Here is a 19353-nt window from a genome sequence, read left to right as displayed (position 1 = left end):
GCCAGGCATCGGATTTGCGGCTGGTGCTCCATGAAAGTTCCCAGACTGTAATTGACGAGCTGCTCGCCGGAATTCAGGACTATATCTCTTGCGACAAGAGATCTGCCTGTGCGCCGGCTGCATCATAAATACTCCTCCACCTTTAGCTGTGAGGAAACGCCGTGGAATGAGGGGATGTCCCCGCCGGTTCCACGGCGTTTTCACTTTCATGATTCGTGATGACCTCGTTAGCGGTCATGCCCGTTTTATGTCATAGTAGGAAACTGCGTCTCCTATGACATAAAAGCCTCCGGCGGGAGGCGCACTTCGCGCAGAGGAATATGGCTGCTGACGCAGCCGCGCTCCGGCGGAAACGGGTGTGCCGCTGCGTGCTTTTATTATAGAAGAAACAGGCGCGACGCCAGAGGGCTCTCATTTGCGCCCGCCGCGGATTCATGCTATACTGGGAGCGGATTGTGTGGAAAGGAGAGATTGTCATGGTTATCATCGCGTGTGTGGAGGACCGCTTTGGCATGGCCTTCAACGGCCGGAGAGTGAGCACGGACGTTGTTTTGCGGGAGCGGATCCTGGAGCTGACGGCCGGGAAACGGCTGTGGATGGACGGATACAGCTGGAAGTCGTTTGCGGAAACTCCCGGGGCAGAGAGCGCCGGGATAGTGGTGGATGAGGCCTTTTTAGAGAAGGCAGGAAAGGGAGAGTTCTGCCTGATCGAGCGGGCGAAACCGGAGGAGTACCGGGACCTGGCCGAAGGTGTGATCCTGTTTCGCTGGAACCGCAGGTATCCAGCGGACCTGTACTTTGACGAAGGGGTATTAAGCCGGTTCCGCCTGGAGCGAACGGAGGAGTTTGCCGGAAATTCCCACGAGACCATCACCATGGAGGTGTACGGATGAGGCGGCGGCTGACAGGCGCTCTGGCGGCTACCCTTCTGGCGCTGTCCCTGCTTTTGACAGGGTGCGGAGGCGGGACGTACGGACCGGGGGAGGTGACCGCAGGGAGGCAGACGGAGGCAGGCTCAGGCGGCCGGGAGACCGGGATGGACGAGGGAAATGGCCTGGCGGACGCCGGTTCCTGGGAGGAATTTCTGGCGGCGGAAGGACTCCCCGCCTACGCCGGACAGCCTTATGAGGCGGTGAACGGGAACGAGCCGTTTTTTTCGGAGGACGATTTTTCGGAAGGTTCTTTTGAATCCTACAGCGATTTAGACGGGCTGGGACGGTGCGGCCAGGCCTTTGCCAGCGTGGGGCAGGATCTGATGCCCACGGAGGATCGGGAGAGCATTGGCCAGGTAAAGCCCACCGGCTGGCAGACGGTAAAATATGAGGAGGTGGACGGAAAATACCTTTACAACCGCTGCCATCTCATCGGATTTCAGCTCACCGGGGAGAACGCCAATGAGAAAAACCTCATCACCGGCACCCGGTATCTGAACGTGGAGGGAATGCTGCCTTTTGAGAATATGGTGGCGGACTACGTGAAGGAGACGGGAAACCATGTGCTGTACCGGGTGACACCGAAGTTTTTCGGAGAGGAACTGGTGGCGAGAGGGGTGCTCATGGAGGCGGAGTCCGTGGAGGACGGGGGCGAAGGCATCCGTTTCTGCGTGTTTGCCTACAACGTGCAGCCAGGGATCGCCATCGACTACGAAACCGGGGAGAGCCGGAGGGATGACAGCGGCCGGACAGACTCCGGAACGGCAAACGGGCAGCAGTCGGAATACGTGCTGAATACCAACACGAAGAAATTCCACCTTCCCGGCTGCAGCAGCGTGAAGGAGATGGATTCGTCCAACCGGCAGGACTACTCCGGATCCAGGGAGGAACTACTGAAGGAAGGCTATGAGCCCTGCGGCAGATGCCGTCCCTGACAGGCGTCGGATAAGGGAAAATGGATTGGACGAAAAAAAATACATAATTTTGAAAAAATGGGATTGCAAAATAGAAGGTTTTGTATTATACTATCCGAGTCGGGCAATCCTAGAGAGAAAAGGATGGAAAAAACAATGGCAACGATGTTAGAAACTTGGAGAAATCTGGCATACGGCGATGGCCTTGCGAAGAAACAGCAGGAGGAGCTGTGGACCAGTTATTTCCAGATTGAAAAAGGCATTTACGAGCAGATTCTTTCCGCTCCCACAGAGGTGATCGAGGGAACTGTGAAAGAGCTTGCTGAGAAATATAGCACAGACACTCTGATCATGACAGGATTCCTGGACGGCATCAATGAGAGCCTGAAGGGATATGAGAATCCCATCGAGACCATGGATGAGGACACTCAGGTAAAGATTGAGATTGATCCGGAAAAGCTGTACTACAATATGGTAGAGGCGAAGGCCAGCTGGCTTTACGAGCTGCCTCAGTGGGACAGCATTCTGAGCGAGGAGAGACGGACGGAGCTTTATAAAGAGCAGAAAGCCTCCGGCACGGTTCGCCGCCAGACAAAGAAGGTTTATCCCAATGATCCCTGTCCCTGCGGCAGCGGCAAGAAGTACAAAAAGTGTTGCGGCAAGAATGTAATGTAAAATGAATACCGGCGGCTGTTTTACAGCCGCTGTAATACCGGGGTATGGCGTAGCTTGGTAGCGCGCTCGGCTGGGGGCCGAGAGGTCGCAGGTTCAAATCCTGTTGCCCCGATTGTAATATAGCGGAAGATTCGATGGAGCGGATCTTCCGTTTTTTTGTGTCATAGGAGATTGTGTCCCCTATGACACAGAAACCTCCGGCGGGAGGCGCACTCCGCGTAAAGGAAAAGGGCTGCTGGCGCAGCCGCGCTCCGGCGCGAGTGTGCGCAGCTGCGCACACTTTTTACTGTGTCATGGCGGGAAATAGGAGAATAGATTTTTGATAATTGCTGGATAGCATTAAAATTTATTTACAGAATGGGACAAGATAACACTTGATCTCCGTTTGCGGATATGGTAGAATGAGGAAAATAAAGAAAGGGTCTGATCAGAGAAGAAGGCCGGCTCTTTATAGATGTGGATTCTTCAAAAGAAAAGGAGGATAAATGTATGGCTACGATGGCAAAACCAAGGCAATCTACGATTATTAAACCGTCTAAAACCAGAGAGTTCTTTGCCCTTATGGAAAAGCACACGGCGACGGCTGACTATTGGAAAACGTGTTCGGAGTCGGCGGCAGGCATCAGCCGAAACGCAATGGACAGAATAAAAAAGCTTTGCAGGGATGCGAAAGATGAGTAGTTTTATTTATGTAGAGCTGGAAGAATCGAAGGTGTCTCCCAGTGTCCTGAAAGCTTTTGACTGTTACCATCCGGATTTCAATGATTTTTTGGCGAATGATGCTTTGAAATTCAGCGCAGACGGCATGGGAGTCACCTATATTTTAGTGGATGAAGAAGAATTTTATAATCATAACATTTCAGTGATCTTTGCGTTCGCAACTCTGCAGGCCATGTCTTTATATTTTCATCAAAACCATTCCCCCGATCTTTTTGACTTGCCGTGCGCGGAAATCAAATATTTTGCGATAGCCGGAACGCTGCAAAAAGTGCTGGCTTATGATATGGGTGGTTTCAAATATTACAGCACAGTTTTCTTTGAATATCTGTTGATGAAATTGTATGAGATTTCTACCAGAGTAATGGGATTTCAGGCCATTTTCCTGCGGGCCAATGACAACGGCAGAAAACTGTACAAGCGCAAACGGTTTGCGGATGCCTCGGACTATATCATCCCATATACAGATGACGACCCTCTGGCGAAATGCACTCCCATGATTCTCAGTATTTCTGATCATTTGTATGATATATTTGGAATATAGCACATTTTACTTATCCTTTCTCAAATTCTGCCGGCGCAGCCATATCATGTATGGATTGATGGATTTTATCATGCCGGCTGACGTTAAATGTCGTTGACCGTCAAATAATTCCCGCTGGATGTACGCCTTATACGATGATCCTTCAGCATATTGTTTTGTTGTGTTGGAAACAAACTCCCACGTCATTCTGCCGTATGTTTCCGCTCGTGTGAACCATGACCTCAAATGCGCAAATCCCTCCCCTGTTCTTGACATCCCCCGCCGCTTTCATGTACAATAATTTTGGTTGAGCGGAAAGGTATGCTGGGGGCCGGGAGCGGCGCCCGGCATTTCTGCATACGGAAGATTTCCGGAAGGAGGAGATGTTCAAATGAAGAAAAAGCGGATCGCCAGCTTTGACCTGGATCAGACGCTGTTGGACCACGGCACGTACCGGATTCCGGACAGCGCGCTGCGGGCGTTGGAGCGGCTGCGGGAGGATTTTTATATTGTGCTCTCCACGGGGAGAGATATGGATACGTATTACAGCAGGGAGTACCGGGACATTGTGAAACCGGATGCCATCATCCATATGAACGGTACGAAGATCACCGTGGGGGACGAGCTGATTTATGAGCACACCATGGATAAAGGCCTGTTGAAACGTCTGTTTGACTACGCCGACGGGGCCGGTTACGCGGTGGGAGTGACCATCGGGGATGAGGATTTTTACCTTCATCCGGAGGCGGTGAAAGAGCTGGATATTCAGCGCTGGGGAAAATGTATGCGCCGGTTCCAGGATCCGTGGCAGCTTTTGGACCGGGAGGTGCGCACTCTGGCCTATGTGGGCCGGGAAGAAGGCGCCCTGGATATGGAAAAACAGTTTCCGGAGCTGAAATTTCTCCTGTTTGCCGGACGGATGGGGGCGGATGTGGTGGAGCTGGAGGCGTCGAAAGGAAAGGGCCTCATCCGTCTCTGCCAGTATTACGGCACCACTCCTGAGGAGGCGGTGGCCTTCGGGGACAGTATGAATGACTACGAGATCCTTCAGACGGCGGGAACGGGTATCGCTATGGGAAATGCCATCCAGGAGCTGAAGGACGTGGCGGACTATGTGACCACGGATATTGAAAAGGATGGAGTCTGGAACGCCTGCGAGCATTTCGGATTTTTCCGGTAGGAACAGCCGGGAGAACCGGAGGACGGTCCTGCGGAAAGTAAGTTTCGGGCGGCATGGCGGTCAGAATACGGCGGAGGATTCCGGCAAAAGACTGGTGCTATGGTAGCCAGCGCCACGGTTCGGACGATTTGGGAACCTGCAGCACAGGCGTTTTCCGGGGCAATGCGGGACAGAATGAAAAAGGTGAAAAGGAGAGGGCAATGGCAAAACAATTTGATTTAGTGATAATCGGCGGCGGGCCAGGGGGATATACGGCGGCGCTGCGGGCGGCAGACCTGGGAATGAAGGTGGCTGTGGTGGAAAAGGACAAACTGGGAGGCGCCTGCATCAATCGCGGCTGCATTCCCACGAAGGCGCTGCTTTACGCCTCCAGCACGTTTTCCTCCCTTCAGGACTGCGACGACATGGGAGTGTACACGGATTTTATTTCCTTTGACTTTAAGAAAATGCAGGATTATAAGCAGAGGGCGGTGGACCGGTATCTGGATGGGATCTGGAGCCTGTTTCAGGAAAACGGCATCCAGGTTTTTCACGGGACGGGAACTTTGCGGCGGGACCGCACAGTAGAAGTGTCCGGAGAAAACGGCCGGGAGTTTCTGCAGGGACAATTTGTGATTTTGGCCTCCGGAGCCAAGCCGGGCATTCCCGCCATTCCGGGAGCGGACGGGGTGGGAGTGATGACCAGTGACCAGCTGCTGACCTCGAACACCTGGAATTACGACCGTCTGACCATCGTCGGCGGCGGGGTGATCGGAGTGGAGCTGGCCACGGTGTTCAGTAACCTCTGCTCCAAGGTGACCATCCTGGAGGTGGGAGACCGGCTTTTAGGCCCCATGGACCGAGAGGTATCCGCTCAGCTGGAGCGGGAACTGGTTCGCCGGGGAATCACCGTCCACTGCGGCGTCCAGGTGGAGGCCATCGAGGGCGACGGGACGGTGTGCCGGGTGAGAAAGGGACAGGAGACGTTTGAAGTCCGTTCCTCTCGGATCCTGCTGGCGGCGGGAAGAAAACCGTATCTGGAAGGGCTGTTGGGAGAGGACGTTTCTCCGGAGCTGGAGGACGGACGGCTGAAGGTGGACGGAGATTTTATGACCAGCGAGCCGGGGGTTTACGCCATAGGAGATCTGGTTTCCAGGGTGCGGCTGGCTCATGTGGCGGCGGCCCAGGCCACTTATGTGGTAGAGAAACTGTCGGGACGGGAGCCCCATATCCGCCTGGAGGTGGTTCCCGGCGGCACCTTTGTGCGGCTGCCGGTGGTGCCCAGCTGTATTTATACATCCCCGGAGATCGCCTCCGTGGGACTGACGGAGGAAGTGGCGAGACGGCATGGCATGAAGGTGGTCTGCGGCCATTACGACATGGGAAAGAATGGAAAATCCATTATCGCCAGAGAGGAGAGCGGCTTTATCCGCCTGGTGTTTGACGCCTACGCTCACACGCTGGTGGGGGCGCAGATCATGTGCGCCAGGGCTACGGATATGATCGGGGAGATGGCCACGGCCATTGTAAACGGCATGACGGCCTCCCAGCTTTCCATGGCCATGAGGGCCCACCCCACTTACGGGGAAGGCATCGCGGCGGCCATTGGGGACGCCATGAGAGAGAGGAGAGATTGAGGATGAACGAGCATTTGAATAGACTGAGAGAGAAGATGAGGGAAGCAGGCGTGGATGTGTACGTGGTGCCCACCGCGGACTTCCATGAGTCGGAGTACGTGGGAGAGTATTTTGCCTGCCGGAAATACATCACCGGTTTCACTGGTTCTGCCGGGACGGCGGTGGTCACCATGGACGAGGCCGGACTGTGGACGGACGGCCGGTATTTTGTCCAGGCAGCAGGGGAGCTGGAAGGCAGCGGCGTAACCCTGCGGAAAATGGGAGTGGAAGGCGTGCCCACCATTCTGGAGTATTTAAAGGAAACCGTTCCAGAGGGCGGCACCCTGGGGTTTGACGGCCGGGTGGTGAATGAGCTCTGGGGCGAGGAGATGGAGGCAGCTGTGGCTGGCAAAAAGGCGGCTGTGGCCTGTGGCGCAGATCTGGTGGGAGAGATCTGGGAGAACCGCCCGCAGCTTTCCAGAGAGTCAGTGTGGATTCTGGAGGAGAAATACTGCGGCAAGCCGGCCGCGGAAAAAGTAAAGGAGCTGCGTCTTGCCATGAGACAGGCGGGAGCGGACGTCCATGTGCTGACGGCCCTGGATGACATCGTGTGGCTGTTAAACATCCGTGGAAATGACGTTCCCTGCAATCCGGTGGCCCTTTCCTATCTGGCGGTGACGGAGACGGAGCTGTTTTTGTTCATCCAGGAGGAGGCTTTAAACGGAGAGGTGCGGTCTTATTTAGAGGGGCTCGGGGTGACGGTAATGCCCTACGGCGGGATCTACGATTATGTGAAGGAGCTGAAAAACCGGGCAGTGATGCTGGAGAAAGGCCGTGTGAACTACGCTCTCTGCCACAGTCTGGATGACAGCTGCCGGATCGTGGACCGGATGAATCCCACGGCTCTGATGAAGGCGGTAAAAAATGAGACGGAGATGGAGAATATCCGCCGCGCCCACATCAAGGACGGAGTGGCGGTGACAAAATATATTTACTGGCTGAAGACGAATATCGGAAAAATTCCCATGGACGAGATGAGCGTGGCGGAGAAACTGGAAAGCCTCCGGAAAGAGCAGGAGGGCTATCTGGAGCCCAGCTTTTCCACCATTTCCGCCTACGGACCCAATGCGGCGATGTGCCATTACTCTGCCACAGAGGAGAGCAAGGCAGTGCTGGAACCCAGAGGCCTTTATCTGGTGGATTCCGGCGGACAGTATTATGAGGGAACCACGGACATTACCAGAACTATCGCGTTGGGCGAGCTGACAGATGAGGAGCGGGAGCATTTCACTCTGGTGGCTATGAGTATGCTGCGCCTGGGAAATGTGAAGTTTCTTTATGGCTGCCGCGGCCTGAACCTGGACTATGTGGCCAGAGAGGTATTCTGGCAGCGGGGATTAAACTTTGACCACGGGACGGGACATGGCGTGGGCTACCTCTTAAACGTCCATGAGCGCCCCAATGGCATCCGCTGGAAGATGGTGCCGGAGCGCCAGGACAGCGGTGTGCTGGAGGAGGGAATGCTCACCTCCGATGAGCCTGGGATCTATATTGAGGGCAGCCATGGCATCCGCACGGAGAATCTGATCCTGTGCCGGAAGGCGGAGAAGAACGGTTACGGCCAGTTTATGAGGTTTGAGTTTGTGACCTTCGCCCCCATTGACTTAGACGCCATCGACAAATCCCTTATGCGGCCGGAGGATGTGGAGCTGTTAAACGCTTATCACAGCCAGGTTTATGAGAAGATCGCGCCCTATCTGACGGAGGAGGAGGCTGCGTGGCTGAAGGAGTATACGCGGGCGATCTGATAAAGGATTTCAAGTGATTTTTAACGGAAAAGGGACGGACCCACAAGGGTTCCAGGGCCTTCTGCCGGCAGGATGTGTGCCGGCGGGAGGCCATTTTTATTTAACAGGAAACGCAGTTTCCTGTTAAATAAAAATGCTCTGCAAGGAGGCTCATTCTGCGGGGAGGAATATGACTGCTGATACAGCTGCCCTCCGGCGCAAGTGTGCGCCAAGCGCACACGTTTTTGCGCAATAGGAAACGAACTGTATTCTCTATGATGCAAAAGCCTCCGGCCGAAACGCACTCGCGCAAAGGAAAATGGCTGCCGGTGTAGCCGCATTTCGGCGCGAGTATACGCTGTGGCGCATATTTTTTACGCGTAGGAAACCGTGTCTTCCTTGGCGCAAAAGCCTCCCGCCAAGACGCACTCCCACATAGGATCGAATCATTGATGAAACCGTGTTTCGCGCGGGAATTTGTGCGTTTTGTCCCATTTTTCAAGGACAGAGAGGGAAGGATCACAGGTTAAAAATGAAATTTCATTACATTTTATACAAAAATTAAATTAAGTATTGTATTTTCGTTACATATATGCTATCATACAAACATAAGCGCTTATGTCAGTGAAAAACTGGTAAAAATGTCCCGGATCAGGGACAAAAACCAAAAAAGAAAATGTAAGAAATGTGTTTAAGGAGGACAGTATGCAGGAGATTTCTGTATTGTTTGTCGGGTTGGTGGTATTGTACACCGTGATTGCGGTGGCAGACCAGATTTCCATTCAGTGCGGCATTTATACGCCGCTGTTTGCAGCAACATTTGTGGGCTTTCTTTTGGGGGATTTGCAGACGGGCCTGATCATCGGCGCTACGCTGCAGCTGATGACCCTGGGTGTGGCTACCTATGGCGGCGCCACAGTTCCTGATTATCTTTCCGGAGCTATCATGGGCACCACTTACGCCATTATTTCCGGAGAGGGCGCTGAGTACGGCATTGCTCTGGCGATTCCCATCGGTCTTCTGCTGACGCAGATGGATATTTTAGGCAGAATGTGCAACTCCTTCTTCCAGCACTACGCGGACCGCTGCGCGGAGAAGGGCGACTACAAAGGAGTAGAGCGGGCAAACCTCCTGGGATTTCTTCCCTGGGCCCTGTCCCGTGTGATTCCGGTTATGGTAGGCCTGATCTTTGGAGAGGCTGTGGTAAACAGCATCAACGCCTTCATTCCGGTGTGGTTTATGACCGGCTTAAAGACGGCGGGAGCCATTCTCCCGGCTATGGGTATGGCGATCCTGATGCGCTACCTGCCCCTTAAGAAATACTACGCATACTTCATTATTGGATTTGTGATGCTGGCCTATGCCGGATCCATGTTCAGCGTGATGGCGGCTGCCCTTTTAGGTCTTGCCCTGGCGGCAATCCACTATTCTAGAACGAAAGAGCGTGCCGGCGCGGCAGTGGTTTCTGAGAACGGAATGATTCGAATTGATGACGAGGAGGTAGAGATTGATGGCTGAGCGGATTGAGAGCAAAAAGCTGACAAAGCAGGATATTAACAAGGTTTATGTGAGAAACCTGTTCGCCCTTCAGTATGGCTGGAACTATGAAAAAATGCAGGGCCTGGGCTACACCTACGTGATCATGCCTGCCCTCAAGCGTCTGTACAAAAATGACCCGGAAAAGATGAAAAAAGCGCTGAAGATGCAGCTCTCCTATTTCAACACCACACCGGCCATGGCCCATCTGATCGTGGGAGCGGACATGGCTCTGGAGGAGGAGCTGGGCATTGAATCCGAGGAGACGGTAATGGCAGTGAAAACCGGCCTGATGGGCCCTCTGGCAGGCGTGGGCGACACGCTGTTTATCGCCATCTACCGCGCTATCGTGTTTTCCATCGCCGCCTACATTGCCATGCAGGGCAACCCGGTAGGCCTGATCATTCCCCTTCTCGCCTGCGCGGCAGTGATGTGGGTGCGCTACAAATTTACATACATCGGCTATAATTCCGGACGGAAACTGGCCACCAGTTTCGCGGATAAGCTGGCTCCGATTACGGAGGCGGCCAGCATCCTGGGCTTGACGGTAGTGGGAGCCCTGATCCCCTCCGTCATCAACTATAAGACGGATCTGGCGTTTACCATGGGAGAGGTGACCTTCGCCCTTCAGGATATGTTAGATAAGATCCTTCCCTGTATGCTGCCCCTGGGCATCGTTATGCTGTCCTACTGGCTGTTGGGAAAGAAGGGAATCAATTCCACAAAGCTGATTTTCATCCTGATCGCTCTGGGAATGGTTCTCGGCAACCTGCAGGGAATGCTGACCGTTGTGGCCGGATTGTTTTAAACGGGGAGGTATGGTATGATAGGATTGATTGTAACGGGGCACGGAAATTTTGCCACTGGCATTTTAAGCAGCCTGCGGCTGATCGCCGGGGAGCCGGATCACTGCCAGGCGGTGGATTTTCTGCCGGAGGAGTCGGTGGAGGAGCTGACGGAAAAAATAGGAGCTGCCGTAGACTCGTTCCAGGATTGCGGCTCTGTGCTGATCTTGGCAGACCTGGTGGGAGGTTCTCCCTATAACGTGGCGACTAAGCTGCGGATGTCCGGCCGCGCCAACCTGGAGGTGGTGGGAGGTACGAACCTGGCATCCCTCATCGAGGCCAGCATGGGCCGCGAGGGCACGGAGGACGTGAAGGAACTGGCAAAATCCGTGGCAGAGACGGCAAAGGAGCAGGTGGTGCATTTCCTCACGGAGGAGGAGCAGGCAGCCCAGAAGGCAGCTCAGCCCGCGAAGAAAGTGGCGGCGCGCCGGGGAAATCCCGACGGCCCCAAGGGGAAAATTGTCCACGCCAGAGTGGATGAGCGTCTGATCCACGGCCAGGTGGCTATGGTTTGGACCAACACAGTAGGCGCCAGCCGGATTGTGGTGGTCAACGACGCGGCCCTGAAGGATCCCATGGTCCTGTCCGGCCTGAAAATGGCAAAACCGGCAGGCGTGAAACTCTCCATCGTCACGGTAAAACGGGCGGTGCAGCGGTTTAAGGAGAACGCCTACGCGGGAGACCGTGTGTTTGTAATCACCAAAAACGTGACGGATATGGCGGAGCTGATCCGCCAGGGCGTGGAGATCGAACGGGTGAACGTAGGTAACGTGGCGAAACGGGAGGGCTCCAAAAATATTAAGAAGTCGGTGAACCTCACAGAGAAGGACATCGCCGACATCCATGAGATGATCGACGGCGGCCATCCGGTAACGGCCCAGATGATCCCCAACGAGTCGGATCAGTCGATTCTGGAGTATATGAAGTAGAGAGTATAGAAATCAGTGACGAGAGGGAGGAAATTCCGTGGAAAATATCATGCTGAAAATCAGAGAGCGCTATAACCAGATGAGCAAGGGGGACAAAAGAATCTCCGACTTTGTGCTGGCCAACCATGACCGGCTGCTGGGAATGACGGCTGCTGATATTGCTGAGGCCAGCGGGGTTTCCTCCGCCTCTGTCATTCGTTTTGTAAAGAAAATGGGAGCGGAGGGGCTGGACGGCTTTAAGCTGGAGCTGGCGTCAGTCCGCGACCAGGAGGACAAAAAAAGCGAGTGGAGAATGGCGGATCCCATTCTCTCCGAGGGGGACGATCTGGAGGCGATCTGCGGGAAGATGCAGGCCAGAACGGACGTGGCATTTCGGGATTTTTTCTACCAACTGGACAGGAAGGCTCTGGAACAGGCGGTGCAGATGGTGAAGAAGGCGAGAAAGATTTATCTGCTGGGCCTGGGCGCGTCCTACGCCTCTGCCTATGACCTGTTTCACAAGCTGCGCCGCGCCGGATACGACGCCAACTGCTACCAGGATCTGAACATGGTGACAGAGTTTTTTAACTACATCGACCATCGGGATCTGGTACTGGCGTTTTCCTACAGCGGACAGTCCAAGGAAATCCTTTACAGCTGTGAAAAGGCGAGGGAGCGCCGGGCTAAGGTGATCGCTGTCACCAGGCGCAACGAATCTCCCTTAAAGAAACTGGTGGACATCTGTCTGACGGTGCCGGAGCTGGAGGATGTGAGACGGGTGGGGGCCTTTGAATCCCTGCAAACCTCGCTGATGATGGGATGGCTGATTTATCTGGGGACGATCCGGGAGGATTTCGCCCGGATTGAAATTGAGCTGGTCAAGACAAACCGAATGGTGGAGGGGCTGAAAGAAAAAGAGTGAGAGAGGTAAAAACATGGTAAATATAGAGGGGCTGACCACGGAGACCGTGAATGAGGCCACAAAGAATATTGACAGTCTGGATGCTCTGGGGATCGTGACGCTGATCAACCAGGAGGACAAAAAGGTGGCGGACGCCATTGAAAAGGAACTGCCCAAGGTGGCCCAGGCGGTGGATGCCGTGGCTGAGCGGTTCAAACGGGGCGGCAGGATCATTTACTGCGGAGCCGGCACGTCAGGAAGAATGGGAACCCTGGACGCGGTGGAGCTGACGCCTACCTACAGCGTTTCTCCGGATCGGGCATTTGGCCTGCTGGCCGGAGGGGAACAGGCGATGTACCGCGCCGTAGAGGGAGCGGAGGATTCTGAGGAGCTGGCGGTAGAGGATTTAAAAAAGGCCGGTCTGACGGCGGACGACTGCGTGATCGGCATTGCGGCCAGCGGCAGAACTCCCTATACTCTGGCAGCTTTAAAGTATGGCAATGAAATCGGCGCGCTGACGGTTTCCATCACCTGCAACGGCGGCAGCGCCATGGCCGCGGAGGCCCAGATTTCCATCGCCCCGGTGGTGGGGGCGGAGGTCATCAGCGGCTCCACCCGCATGAAGGCGGGAACGGCTCAGAAGATGATCCTGAATATGATTTCCACGGGCGTGATGGTGCGTTTAGGAAAGGTGTACCAGAACTACATGGTGCACGTGCAGCCCACCAATGAAAAGCTGGTGGTGCGCTCCGGCCGCATGATTTCCCAGATCACGGGAGCGGATATGGATACAGCTCTGGAGACCCTGAGGAAGGCGGACATGAAGGTGGCGGATGCCGTTGTGATGATTTCCGCCGGCTGTGATAAGGAGACGGCGGCAGCGGCTTTGGAAAAAGCAGAAGGCCGGGTGCGGGATGCCATCGCGGCGGTTGAGAAAGCGGGACAGTAGGAGCGGAAAACGGTTTCGGGACCGTGAGAATTTCCGGGCCGCGGGGAGAACGGCCTTGGCGGGAAATTTGTGATTCGCGAAAATAGATTCGGGCGGCTGCTCTCTGGCGGAATGCCTGGAGGCCGCCCTTTTGCTGTTATATCAGAGGATCCGCAGGGAAAGGCAGTGAGGCGGCTCCAGTGGCTTTCGGGGAGAGGATGGGCCGGGCGTTTCCACAAGTGAGAGGAAAAGGAACAGGAGGCAGGATATGGAAGGTTCAGACGGCAGAGTGGCAGAGGAGAAAGCAGCCCGCAGGCAGCTGGTTCACCGCCGCATCGGTGAGCTGGTGCAAACAGGGGTGATCTGCGGCGCATCCTACGGGTTTGTGGACCGGGATGGCGGGGAATCGTTTTATCTGGGAGCGCAGGGGGCGGTAGAGCCGTGGTCCAAACGGAAACTGGAGGCTGGGATGTACTATGATCTGGCGTCCCTCACCAAGGTGACGGGAACGGCCACCAGGATCCTGCAGCTGGTGGAAAGCGGACGGATCCGTTTCGACACTCCGGTACAGGCGGTGTTAGGGCGGTTCCGGCATCCAGGGATTACGGTGGGAAATCTGCTGCTCCATAACAGCGGCCTGCCGGATGAGATCCCGGACAAGAAAACGCTGACGTCGGAGAATATTCTGGACCGTCTGTATGAGACGGCTCCGGAGGCGGGGCCGGGAGAACGCTACTGCTACTCGGATCCAGGATTCATTCTGCTGGGCCTGATGGTGACGGCTGTGGACGGATGCAGCCTGGAGGAAAGCTTTCAGTCCCATATTTTCAAGCCTTTGGGAATGAATCACACTTCTTATCACCCGAAGGGAGAGCTAAGCGCTTTTGTGCCGGAGGAGTATTCGGAGAAAAGAGGCTGGATCTGCGGGGAGGTGCACGATTCCAAGGCTTACCTGCTGGGAGAGAGCGGGAGTGCGGGGCTGTTTTCCACGCTGGAGGATATGATGGCCTTTGCGTCGGCCTACATCCGGCGGGATGATAGGCTGTTCGGCCGGGAGATGTTTGAGATTCTGGAGAGGACGGACAATTTCGGACGAAGTTATGGGTGGGGAGTGGAATTTGGCCCCCACGTATTTTACCACACCGGGTTTACAGGCACGTCCATGGTGATCCACATGGACCGGGAGGAGGCCTTTGTGCTGCTTACAAACCGGATTCATCCCACCAGGGAGAATGAGAGGTTTCTGGAGGCGCGGAGAGAGATGAACCGGGAGTGGGCGGGGAGATAGAGAAAATGAAATAAGATGGAGCCAGACAGCCCCAGCGGACAACAAACCGAAGAACACGGATGGTTGCCGCTGGGGCTGGTTTTTGTGTCATAGGAAACTGTGTCCCCTATGACACAAAAGCCTCCGACGGGAGGCGCACTCCGCGCAAAGGAATATGGCTGCTGGCGCAGCCGCGCTTCGGCGCGAGTGTGCGCCAAGCGCACACTTTTTTATTCCGCCCAGGGCAGAGATACTTTGATGTAGTCGTGGTGGATTGCCGGGAGGAATTTGTCCAGGATGTCAGCGGTTTTTAATTTCAGGCTGGAGGTGTTGATACAGGGATGGCAGCCCAGATCCTCGTGGGAGAGCACGTCCTCGTCGATGAGGAGCTGAACCCGGTTTTCCCGGTCGTTCATCAGGCCTAAAATGGTGACAGAGCCGGGGGTCAGGTCCAAAAACTCCTCCATGTATTCCGGTCCGGCGAAGGAGAGACGGGCAGACTGGATCTGCTTAGATAAAAGGGCTGTCCGGAATTTTTTGGAACCGGGCATCATTAACAGGTAGAATTTCGTCTTCTGGGCGTTGCAGAGAAACAGATTTTTGCAGATTTCAATGCCCAAAAGCCGGTCAATGTCGTGGCAGTCCTCGATGGTGGCGGTGGGGTCGTGATCCATACGGATGTAGGAAATCCCCAGCTGATCCAACAGGTCGTAGGCCCGCAGTTCCTTGGCAAGGCAGCCGTTTTCGTCTGCCGGACGGCCCTGATAGAGGGTTTTGTCTATGTAAAATGGTTCTGCTGCGTTTGGATTTGTGTTCATATGGTTTCCTCTCTTTTCTGTGGTTCGGCCTGCCGGAGGCAGGCGTGGATTATAGGGATATATTATAGCGCGTCGTAAGAGAAATGCAAGAGGGGAGGCGGAAGAAAAATGCCGGTGCGCCGAAAAGAAGTTTATGATATGATAGTGAGGAAGATATGGGTCGTGCCCGCGGGGAATCCGTATTGGACGAGAAATGCCATCGGGAGGATCGTGGGCAAGGCGAAGAAAATCAAGGAAAAAGGAGCGGAAACATGAAACAGTGTCCGGTTTATAAAAAATGCGGCGGGTGTCAGTACCTGCACTTAAGCTATGAGGAGCAGCTGGCGGAGAAGGAGAAAATGCTGAAGGGCCTGCTGAAGGGGATCTGCCCGGTGCAGGGAGTGATCGGGATGGACAATCCCTGGCACTACCGGAATAAGGTGCACGCGGCGTTTTCCCATGACCGGAAGGGAAACCCCATTTCCGGCGTTTACCAGGAAAACAGCCATATTGTGCTGCCGGTGGAGAGCTGTCTCATTGAAGATGAGAAGGCAGATGAGATCATTGGGACGATTCGCGGGATGCTGAAATCCTTTAAAATCAAGACTTACGATGAGGATACGGGGTATGGGCTTCTGCGCCACGTTCTGGTGAAACGGGGATTTGCCACGGGGGAGATTATGGTAGTGCTGGTGACGGCGTCTCCCGTTTTTCCGTCCCGCAACAATTTTGTGAAAGCCCTCCGGCAGAAACATCCGGAGATCACCACCATCATCCAGAATGTGAACGGCCGCGGGACCAGCATGGTGCTGGGGGACCGGGAGCAGGTGCTTTACGGGAAGGGGTATATTGAGGACGTGCTGTGTGGGTTCCGTTTCCGCATTTCCGCGAAGTCTTTTTACCAGATCAATCCGGTGCAGACGGAGATTCTGTATGGAAAGGCTATGGAGTTTGCGGGACTTAAGGGAAAGGAGACGGTGGTGGACGCTTACTGCGGGATCGGCACCATCGGTATTGTGGCCAGCAGGAAGGCCAAACAGGTGATCGGCGTGGAGCTAAACCGGGACGCGGTGCGGGATGCCATTCGCAACGCCAAAACGAACCAGGTGGAGAATATCCGGTTTTTCTGCGGCGACGCGGGGGATTTCCTCCGGCAGATGGCGGCGGATGGAGAGAAAGCGGATGTGGTGTTTATGGATCCGCTGCGGAGCGGCAGCACGAAGGTATTTATGGACGCAGTGGCCAAAATGGGCCCGAAAACCGTCGTCTACGTCTCCTGCGGCCCGGATACGCTGGCGAGGGACCTGAAGTATTTTGAGAAGAAGGGGTATGTGGCGAAGATGGGGGTGGGGGTGGATTTGTTTCCGTGGAGTGGACACTGCGAATGCGTCGTCAAACTAACAAGGGCCGATGGCAATCCCATCCAATAAAATGGACTATGTTCAGATATGAGAGGGAAAGCGTTTTTTCGTCCTGCGTCTGATTAACAGTGGATTGGCAGAATGAAAATACAATTCAAAGCGAGGTGAAAAATTTGTTTCCAAATGATAAGGATTCTTATAAACGTCATATCTCCACCCACTCCAAATATTCGGTTGAAGATCATGCGGCGGTGTCTACTTTGAATGATTTTTTTATTTCCGGCGGAAAGACCAATCCTGATTTTCTTATTTAACAAGAAACTGCGTTTCCTGTTAAATAAGAATGCTCCGCAAGGAGGCGCACTTCGCGCAGAGGAAAATGGCTGCTAGCGCAGCCTCGCTCCGGCGCAAGTGTGCGCCAAGCGCACACTTTTTATTGCGATCGCTGGCCCAATCATGATGGCACGTTTGAATTTGTTCCCAATCCAGACATATCCCGGTGCCCGGAACAAGTTTTTATGGTGCAGATTAAAGGGACGAGCAACTACAGAGAATCAGAAGGAATCATTTCCTGTCAACTGACAAGCTTGGGGTTTCCAGCCTTTATCGCAAATGAAGTGACTGCGGATCCGGGGATTTTATTTATCGTCCTTGATCCGGAGCGCCGAGGGGATAAGCGTGTTTTCTGGAGGTACCTCTCTCCCAGTTTCATCCGGTCCATTGATTTTGAAAAAGGCAGTGCGACGATAAAGCTGAGGCCGGAAGATGAGATAAAGAATACAGATGAGAGTATTGATCAGGTTTATTTTCCAGTGATGAGGAAACGGTGTCTGATGAAGACAGGATTATGACAGTTATTCCGTTCCAAGTCGCATACGCTGTTTCGATCCAAAAAGCACAGGGATTGGAGTACAAATCAGTGAAAATCGTGATTCCTTTTTGTAATGTCGAGAAAATATCCCATGCTAATTTTTACACGGCTAGCACTCGTGCCAGAGAAAAACTTAAAATTTACTGGAGCCCAGAGACAATGGACAGCGTTGTGCGAAGTTTCTCGAAAGAACCGGAGGAACGGAGAACACTTACGGTGATTAAGAAGAAACTGGGAGTTCTGGATAATGCAGCTAGATGTAGGGGATAGAGGGGGGACCGCAAGAAGTTTGGAGTGGCGTCAACGCTTAATAGAACCGTCTTGTGTTTCAGTGGCACAGGTTATATAATGAAAGAAGGGATCAAAAGGATGAGAGTGCTTTGGCGATTGGTCCTGTATGAGATTCCTTTTTGAATGACTGGAATGCAAGGCGGAAAGCGGATCGGTAAGAGGATAAAAAGCAACCTGTGATTGAAATATTAGGAAGTGCGAATCCTAAGCGCACATAAAAATACCGGTAGATTCGCACTGGAAATGAAGGATGTAATTTGCAAAAACCAAAAAGAAGTCAGGATAATTTCAGATCAGTAGAGGAAGTGATTGTGAAGATTGCATAATGGATTTGAGGTGGAGAGATTGAAAATTGGCGGTTTTTGCTGTCTCCCCTCGTGAGAGGGGAGTGGATTGAAGACTCCCTCTGCTACCCAGGTGGCCTCCGCCTTAACACGTCTCCCCTCGTGAGAGGGGAGTGGATTGAAGATGCATATGGACGAATGCAGGCTCTCACAATGTCGGTCTCCCCTCGTGAGAGGGGAGTGGATTGAAATATGGTATGCCGTATCATATGTTGACCGTGACCAGTCTCCCCTCGTGAGAGGGGAGTGGATTGAAATATGGTGGTTTTCAGGCTTTCCATTCCCGGAAGTTCGTCTCCCCTCGTGAGAGGGGAGTGGATTGAAATGTCACTCCAGACGGCGGATCATGCAAAAGAAGTGTCTCCCCTCGTGAGAGGGGAGTGGATTGAAATAAAACAGACGCTCAAAGAGAGAAAGAGGCAGAAAGTCTCCCCTCGTGAGAGGGGAGTGGATTGAAATTGATACCTCTGCAATGTGGTCCTGCTGTTTAACGTCTCCCCTCGTGAGAGGGGAGTGGATTGAAATTCTATGCCAAATAATCCGCCTCGTGCAGAATGTGTCTCCCCTCGTGAGAGGGGGAGTGGATTAGAATCTTGCCGCGATGCGACCCGCCAGACAGGTCTTGGTCTTCCTTCGCGAGAAACAAGAATCTTAAACAAACAGAGCAAGCTGCCGCCTGCATTGTGTCCTAAATCTCCATTTTTCGTGGTGGAACGTGGCCACGAAAATGAGAGTGACAGGATTACAAGAACACATTTCACGGAATACATTTCCATAAGAAAAAACGGTTGACAGAAACGAATCGCCATACTATATTAAATACAACAAACATTTTTCAGTAAAACATAAAAAATAAACAAAAATTTAACCTAAATTATTCACGGAACAGTATCTGAATTGATAACAGTACCATGAATCTGAAAATTGATCCATGCAGCCATAACATCACTCAATTAACCCGTCAAAAGGGTATAAAATCCC

At 53.6% G+C, this 19353-nt stretch carries 17 protein-coding genes, 1 tRNA gene, 1 pseudogene and 1 CRISPR repeat array; of the genes and pseudogenes, 18 read left to right on the top strand and 1 reads right to left on the bottom strand.

Going from position 1 to position 19353, the window contains the following annotated elements:
* Positions 1-476: 476 nt before the first annotated feature.
* The 15 genes from B5E84_RS18790 to B5E84_RS18720 all read left to right on the top strand — a co-directional run bounded on the left by B5E84_RS18790 (position 477) and on the right by B5E84_RS18720 (position 14729).
* Positions 477-893: a hypothetical protein gene (locus tag B5E84_RS18790; protein WP_087226055.1), complete on the top strand. Its 417-nt coding sequence runs from the start codon at positions 477-479 to the stop codon at positions 891-893.
* Positions 890-1867, top strand: a complete 978-nt coding sequence (locus B5E84_RS18785; RefSeq protein WP_087226052.1) for a DNA/RNA non-specific endonuclease — start codon at positions 890-892, stop codon at positions 1865-1867. The genes B5E84_RS18790 and B5E84_RS18785 overlap by 4 nt, the downstream gene beginning before the upstream one ends.
* A 135-nt stretch (positions 1868-2002) precedes the next feature.
* Entirely contained in the window at positions 2003-2521 is a 519-nt protein-coding gene (locus tag B5E84_RS18780) for an SEC-C metal-binding domain-containing protein (RefSeq protein ID WP_087226064.1), read from the top strand.
* Positions 2522-2559: 38 nt separating this feature from the next.
* Positions 2560-2633, top strand: a tRNA-Pro gene (locus B5E84_RS18775).
* A gap of 377 nt (positions 2634-3010) precedes the next feature.
* The gene (locus B5E84_RS18770; protein WP_087226049.1) at positions 3011-3202 is read left to right on the top strand and encodes a hypothetical protein; all 192 of its coding nucleotides are present in this window, start codon (positions 3011-3013) and stop codon (positions 3200-3202) included.
* Complete coding sequence (locus B5E84_RS18765; RefSeq protein ID WP_087226046.1) at positions 3195-3782, top strand: hypothetical protein; 588 nt, start codon at positions 3195-3197, stop codon at positions 3780-3782. The genes B5E84_RS18770 and B5E84_RS18765 overlap by 8 nt, the downstream gene beginning before the upstream one ends.
* 370 nt (positions 3783-4152) lie before the next feature.
* Positions 4153-4941, top strand: a complete 789-nt coding sequence (locus B5E84_RS18760; protein ID WP_204248625.1) for a Cof-type HAD-IIB family hydrolase — start codon at positions 4153-4155, stop codon at positions 4939-4941.
* 200 nt (positions 4942-5141) lie between these two features.
* Positions 5142-6557 carry a dihydrolipoyl dehydrogenase gene (gene lpdA / locus B5E84_RS18755; protein ID WP_087226042.1) on the top strand — a complete coding sequence of 472 codons (1416 nt, stop codon included), beginning with the start codon at positions 5142-5144 and terminating at the stop codon, positions 6555-6557.
* 2 nt (positions 6558-6559) lie between these two features.
* Positions 6560-8344, top strand: coding sequence for an aminopeptidase P family protein (locus B5E84_RS18750; RefSeq protein WP_087226039.1), 1785 nt, complete (start codon positions 6560-6562; stop codon positions 8342-8344).
* Positions 8345-9028: 684 nt separating this feature from the next.
* Entirely contained in the window at positions 9029-9841 is an 813-nt protein-coding gene (locus B5E84_RS18745; RefSeq protein WP_087226036.1) for a PTS mannose/fructose/sorbose/N-acetylgalactosamine transporter subunit IIC, read from the top strand.
* Entirely contained in the window at positions 9834-10667 is an 834-nt protein-coding gene (locus B5E84_RS18740) for a PTS system mannose/fructose/sorbose family transporter subunit IID (RefSeq protein ID WP_087226033.1), read from the top strand. Before B5E84_RS18745 ends, B5E84_RS18740 begins: the two co-directional genes overlap by 8 nt.
* 15 nt (positions 10668-10682) lie before the next feature.
* On the top strand, positions 10683-11633 hold the full coding sequence (locus B5E84_RS18735) for a PTS sugar transporter subunit IIAB (protein WP_242963444.1): 951 nt from the start codon (positions 10683-10685) through the stop codon (positions 11631-11633).
* A 37-nt stretch (positions 11634-11670) separates the two neighbouring features.
* Positions 11671-12534, top strand: coding sequence for a MurR/RpiR family transcriptional regulator (locus B5E84_RS18730; protein ID WP_087226030.1), 864 nt, complete (start codon positions 11671-11673; stop codon positions 12532-12534).
* A gap of 13 nt (positions 12535-12547) precedes the next feature.
* The gene (gene murQ, locus B5E84_RS18725) at positions 12548-13462 is read left to right on the top strand and encodes an N-acetylmuramic acid 6-phosphate etherase (RefSeq protein ID WP_087226027.1); all 915 of its coding nucleotides are present in this window, start codon (positions 12548-12550) and stop codon (positions 13460-13462) included.
* Between the two features lie 247 nt (positions 13463-13709).
* On the top strand, positions 13710-14729 hold the full coding sequence (locus tag B5E84_RS18720; protein WP_087226024.1) for a serine hydrolase domain-containing protein: 1020 nt from the start codon (positions 13710-13712) through the stop codon (positions 14727-14729).
* 209 nt (positions 14730-14938) lie between these two features.
* On the opposite strand, the gene B5E84_RS18715 is transcribed toward B5E84_RS18720, so the two are convergent.
* The gene (locus B5E84_RS18715; RefSeq protein WP_087226021.1) at positions 14939-15526 is read right to left on the bottom strand and encodes a prolyl-tRNA synthetase associated domain-containing protein; all 588 of its coding nucleotides are present in this window, start codon (positions 15524-15526) and stop codon (positions 14939-14941) included.
* 155 nt (positions 15527-15681) lie between these two features.
* On the opposite strand from B5E84_RS18715, the pseudogene rlmD reads away from it, so the two are divergent.
* The 3 genes and pseudogenes from rlmD to B5E84_RS18695 all read left to right on the top strand — a co-directional run.
* Positions 15682-16935 (top strand): annotated as a pseudogene (gene rlmD / locus B5E84_RS18710) (23S rRNA (uracil(1939)-C(5))-methyltransferase RlmD); the annotation flags it as partial.
* A gap of 449 nt (positions 16936-17384) precedes the next feature.
* Positions 17385-17717: a hypothetical protein gene (locus B5E84_RS18700; protein ID WP_204248624.1), complete on the top strand. Its 333-nt coding sequence runs from the start codon at positions 17385-17387 to the stop codon at positions 17715-17717.
* Positions 17693-18007 carry an ATP-binding domain-containing protein gene (locus B5E84_RS18695; protein WP_242963443.1) on the top strand — a complete coding sequence of 105 codons (315 nt, stop codon included), beginning with the start codon at positions 17693-17695 and terminating at the stop codon, positions 18005-18007. The genes B5E84_RS18700 and B5E84_RS18695 overlap by 25 nt, the downstream gene beginning before the upstream one ends.
* A 388-nt stretch (positions 18008-18395) precedes the next feature.
* A CRISPR array of direct repeats spans positions 18396-18897; the repeat unit is 33 nt; unit sequence GTCTCCCCTCGTGAGAGGGGAGTGGATTGAAAT.
* Between the last annotated feature and the right edge of the window lie 456 nt (positions 18898-19353).

The organism is Lachnoclostridium sp. An14 (assembly GCF_002160755.1).
Classification (GTDB): Bacteria; Bacillota; Clostridia; order Lachnospirales; family Lachnospiraceae; genus Lachnoclostridium_A.
Note: the sequence above shows the minus strand (reverse complement) of the source record. Positions and strands in the feature narration are given on the sequence as shown.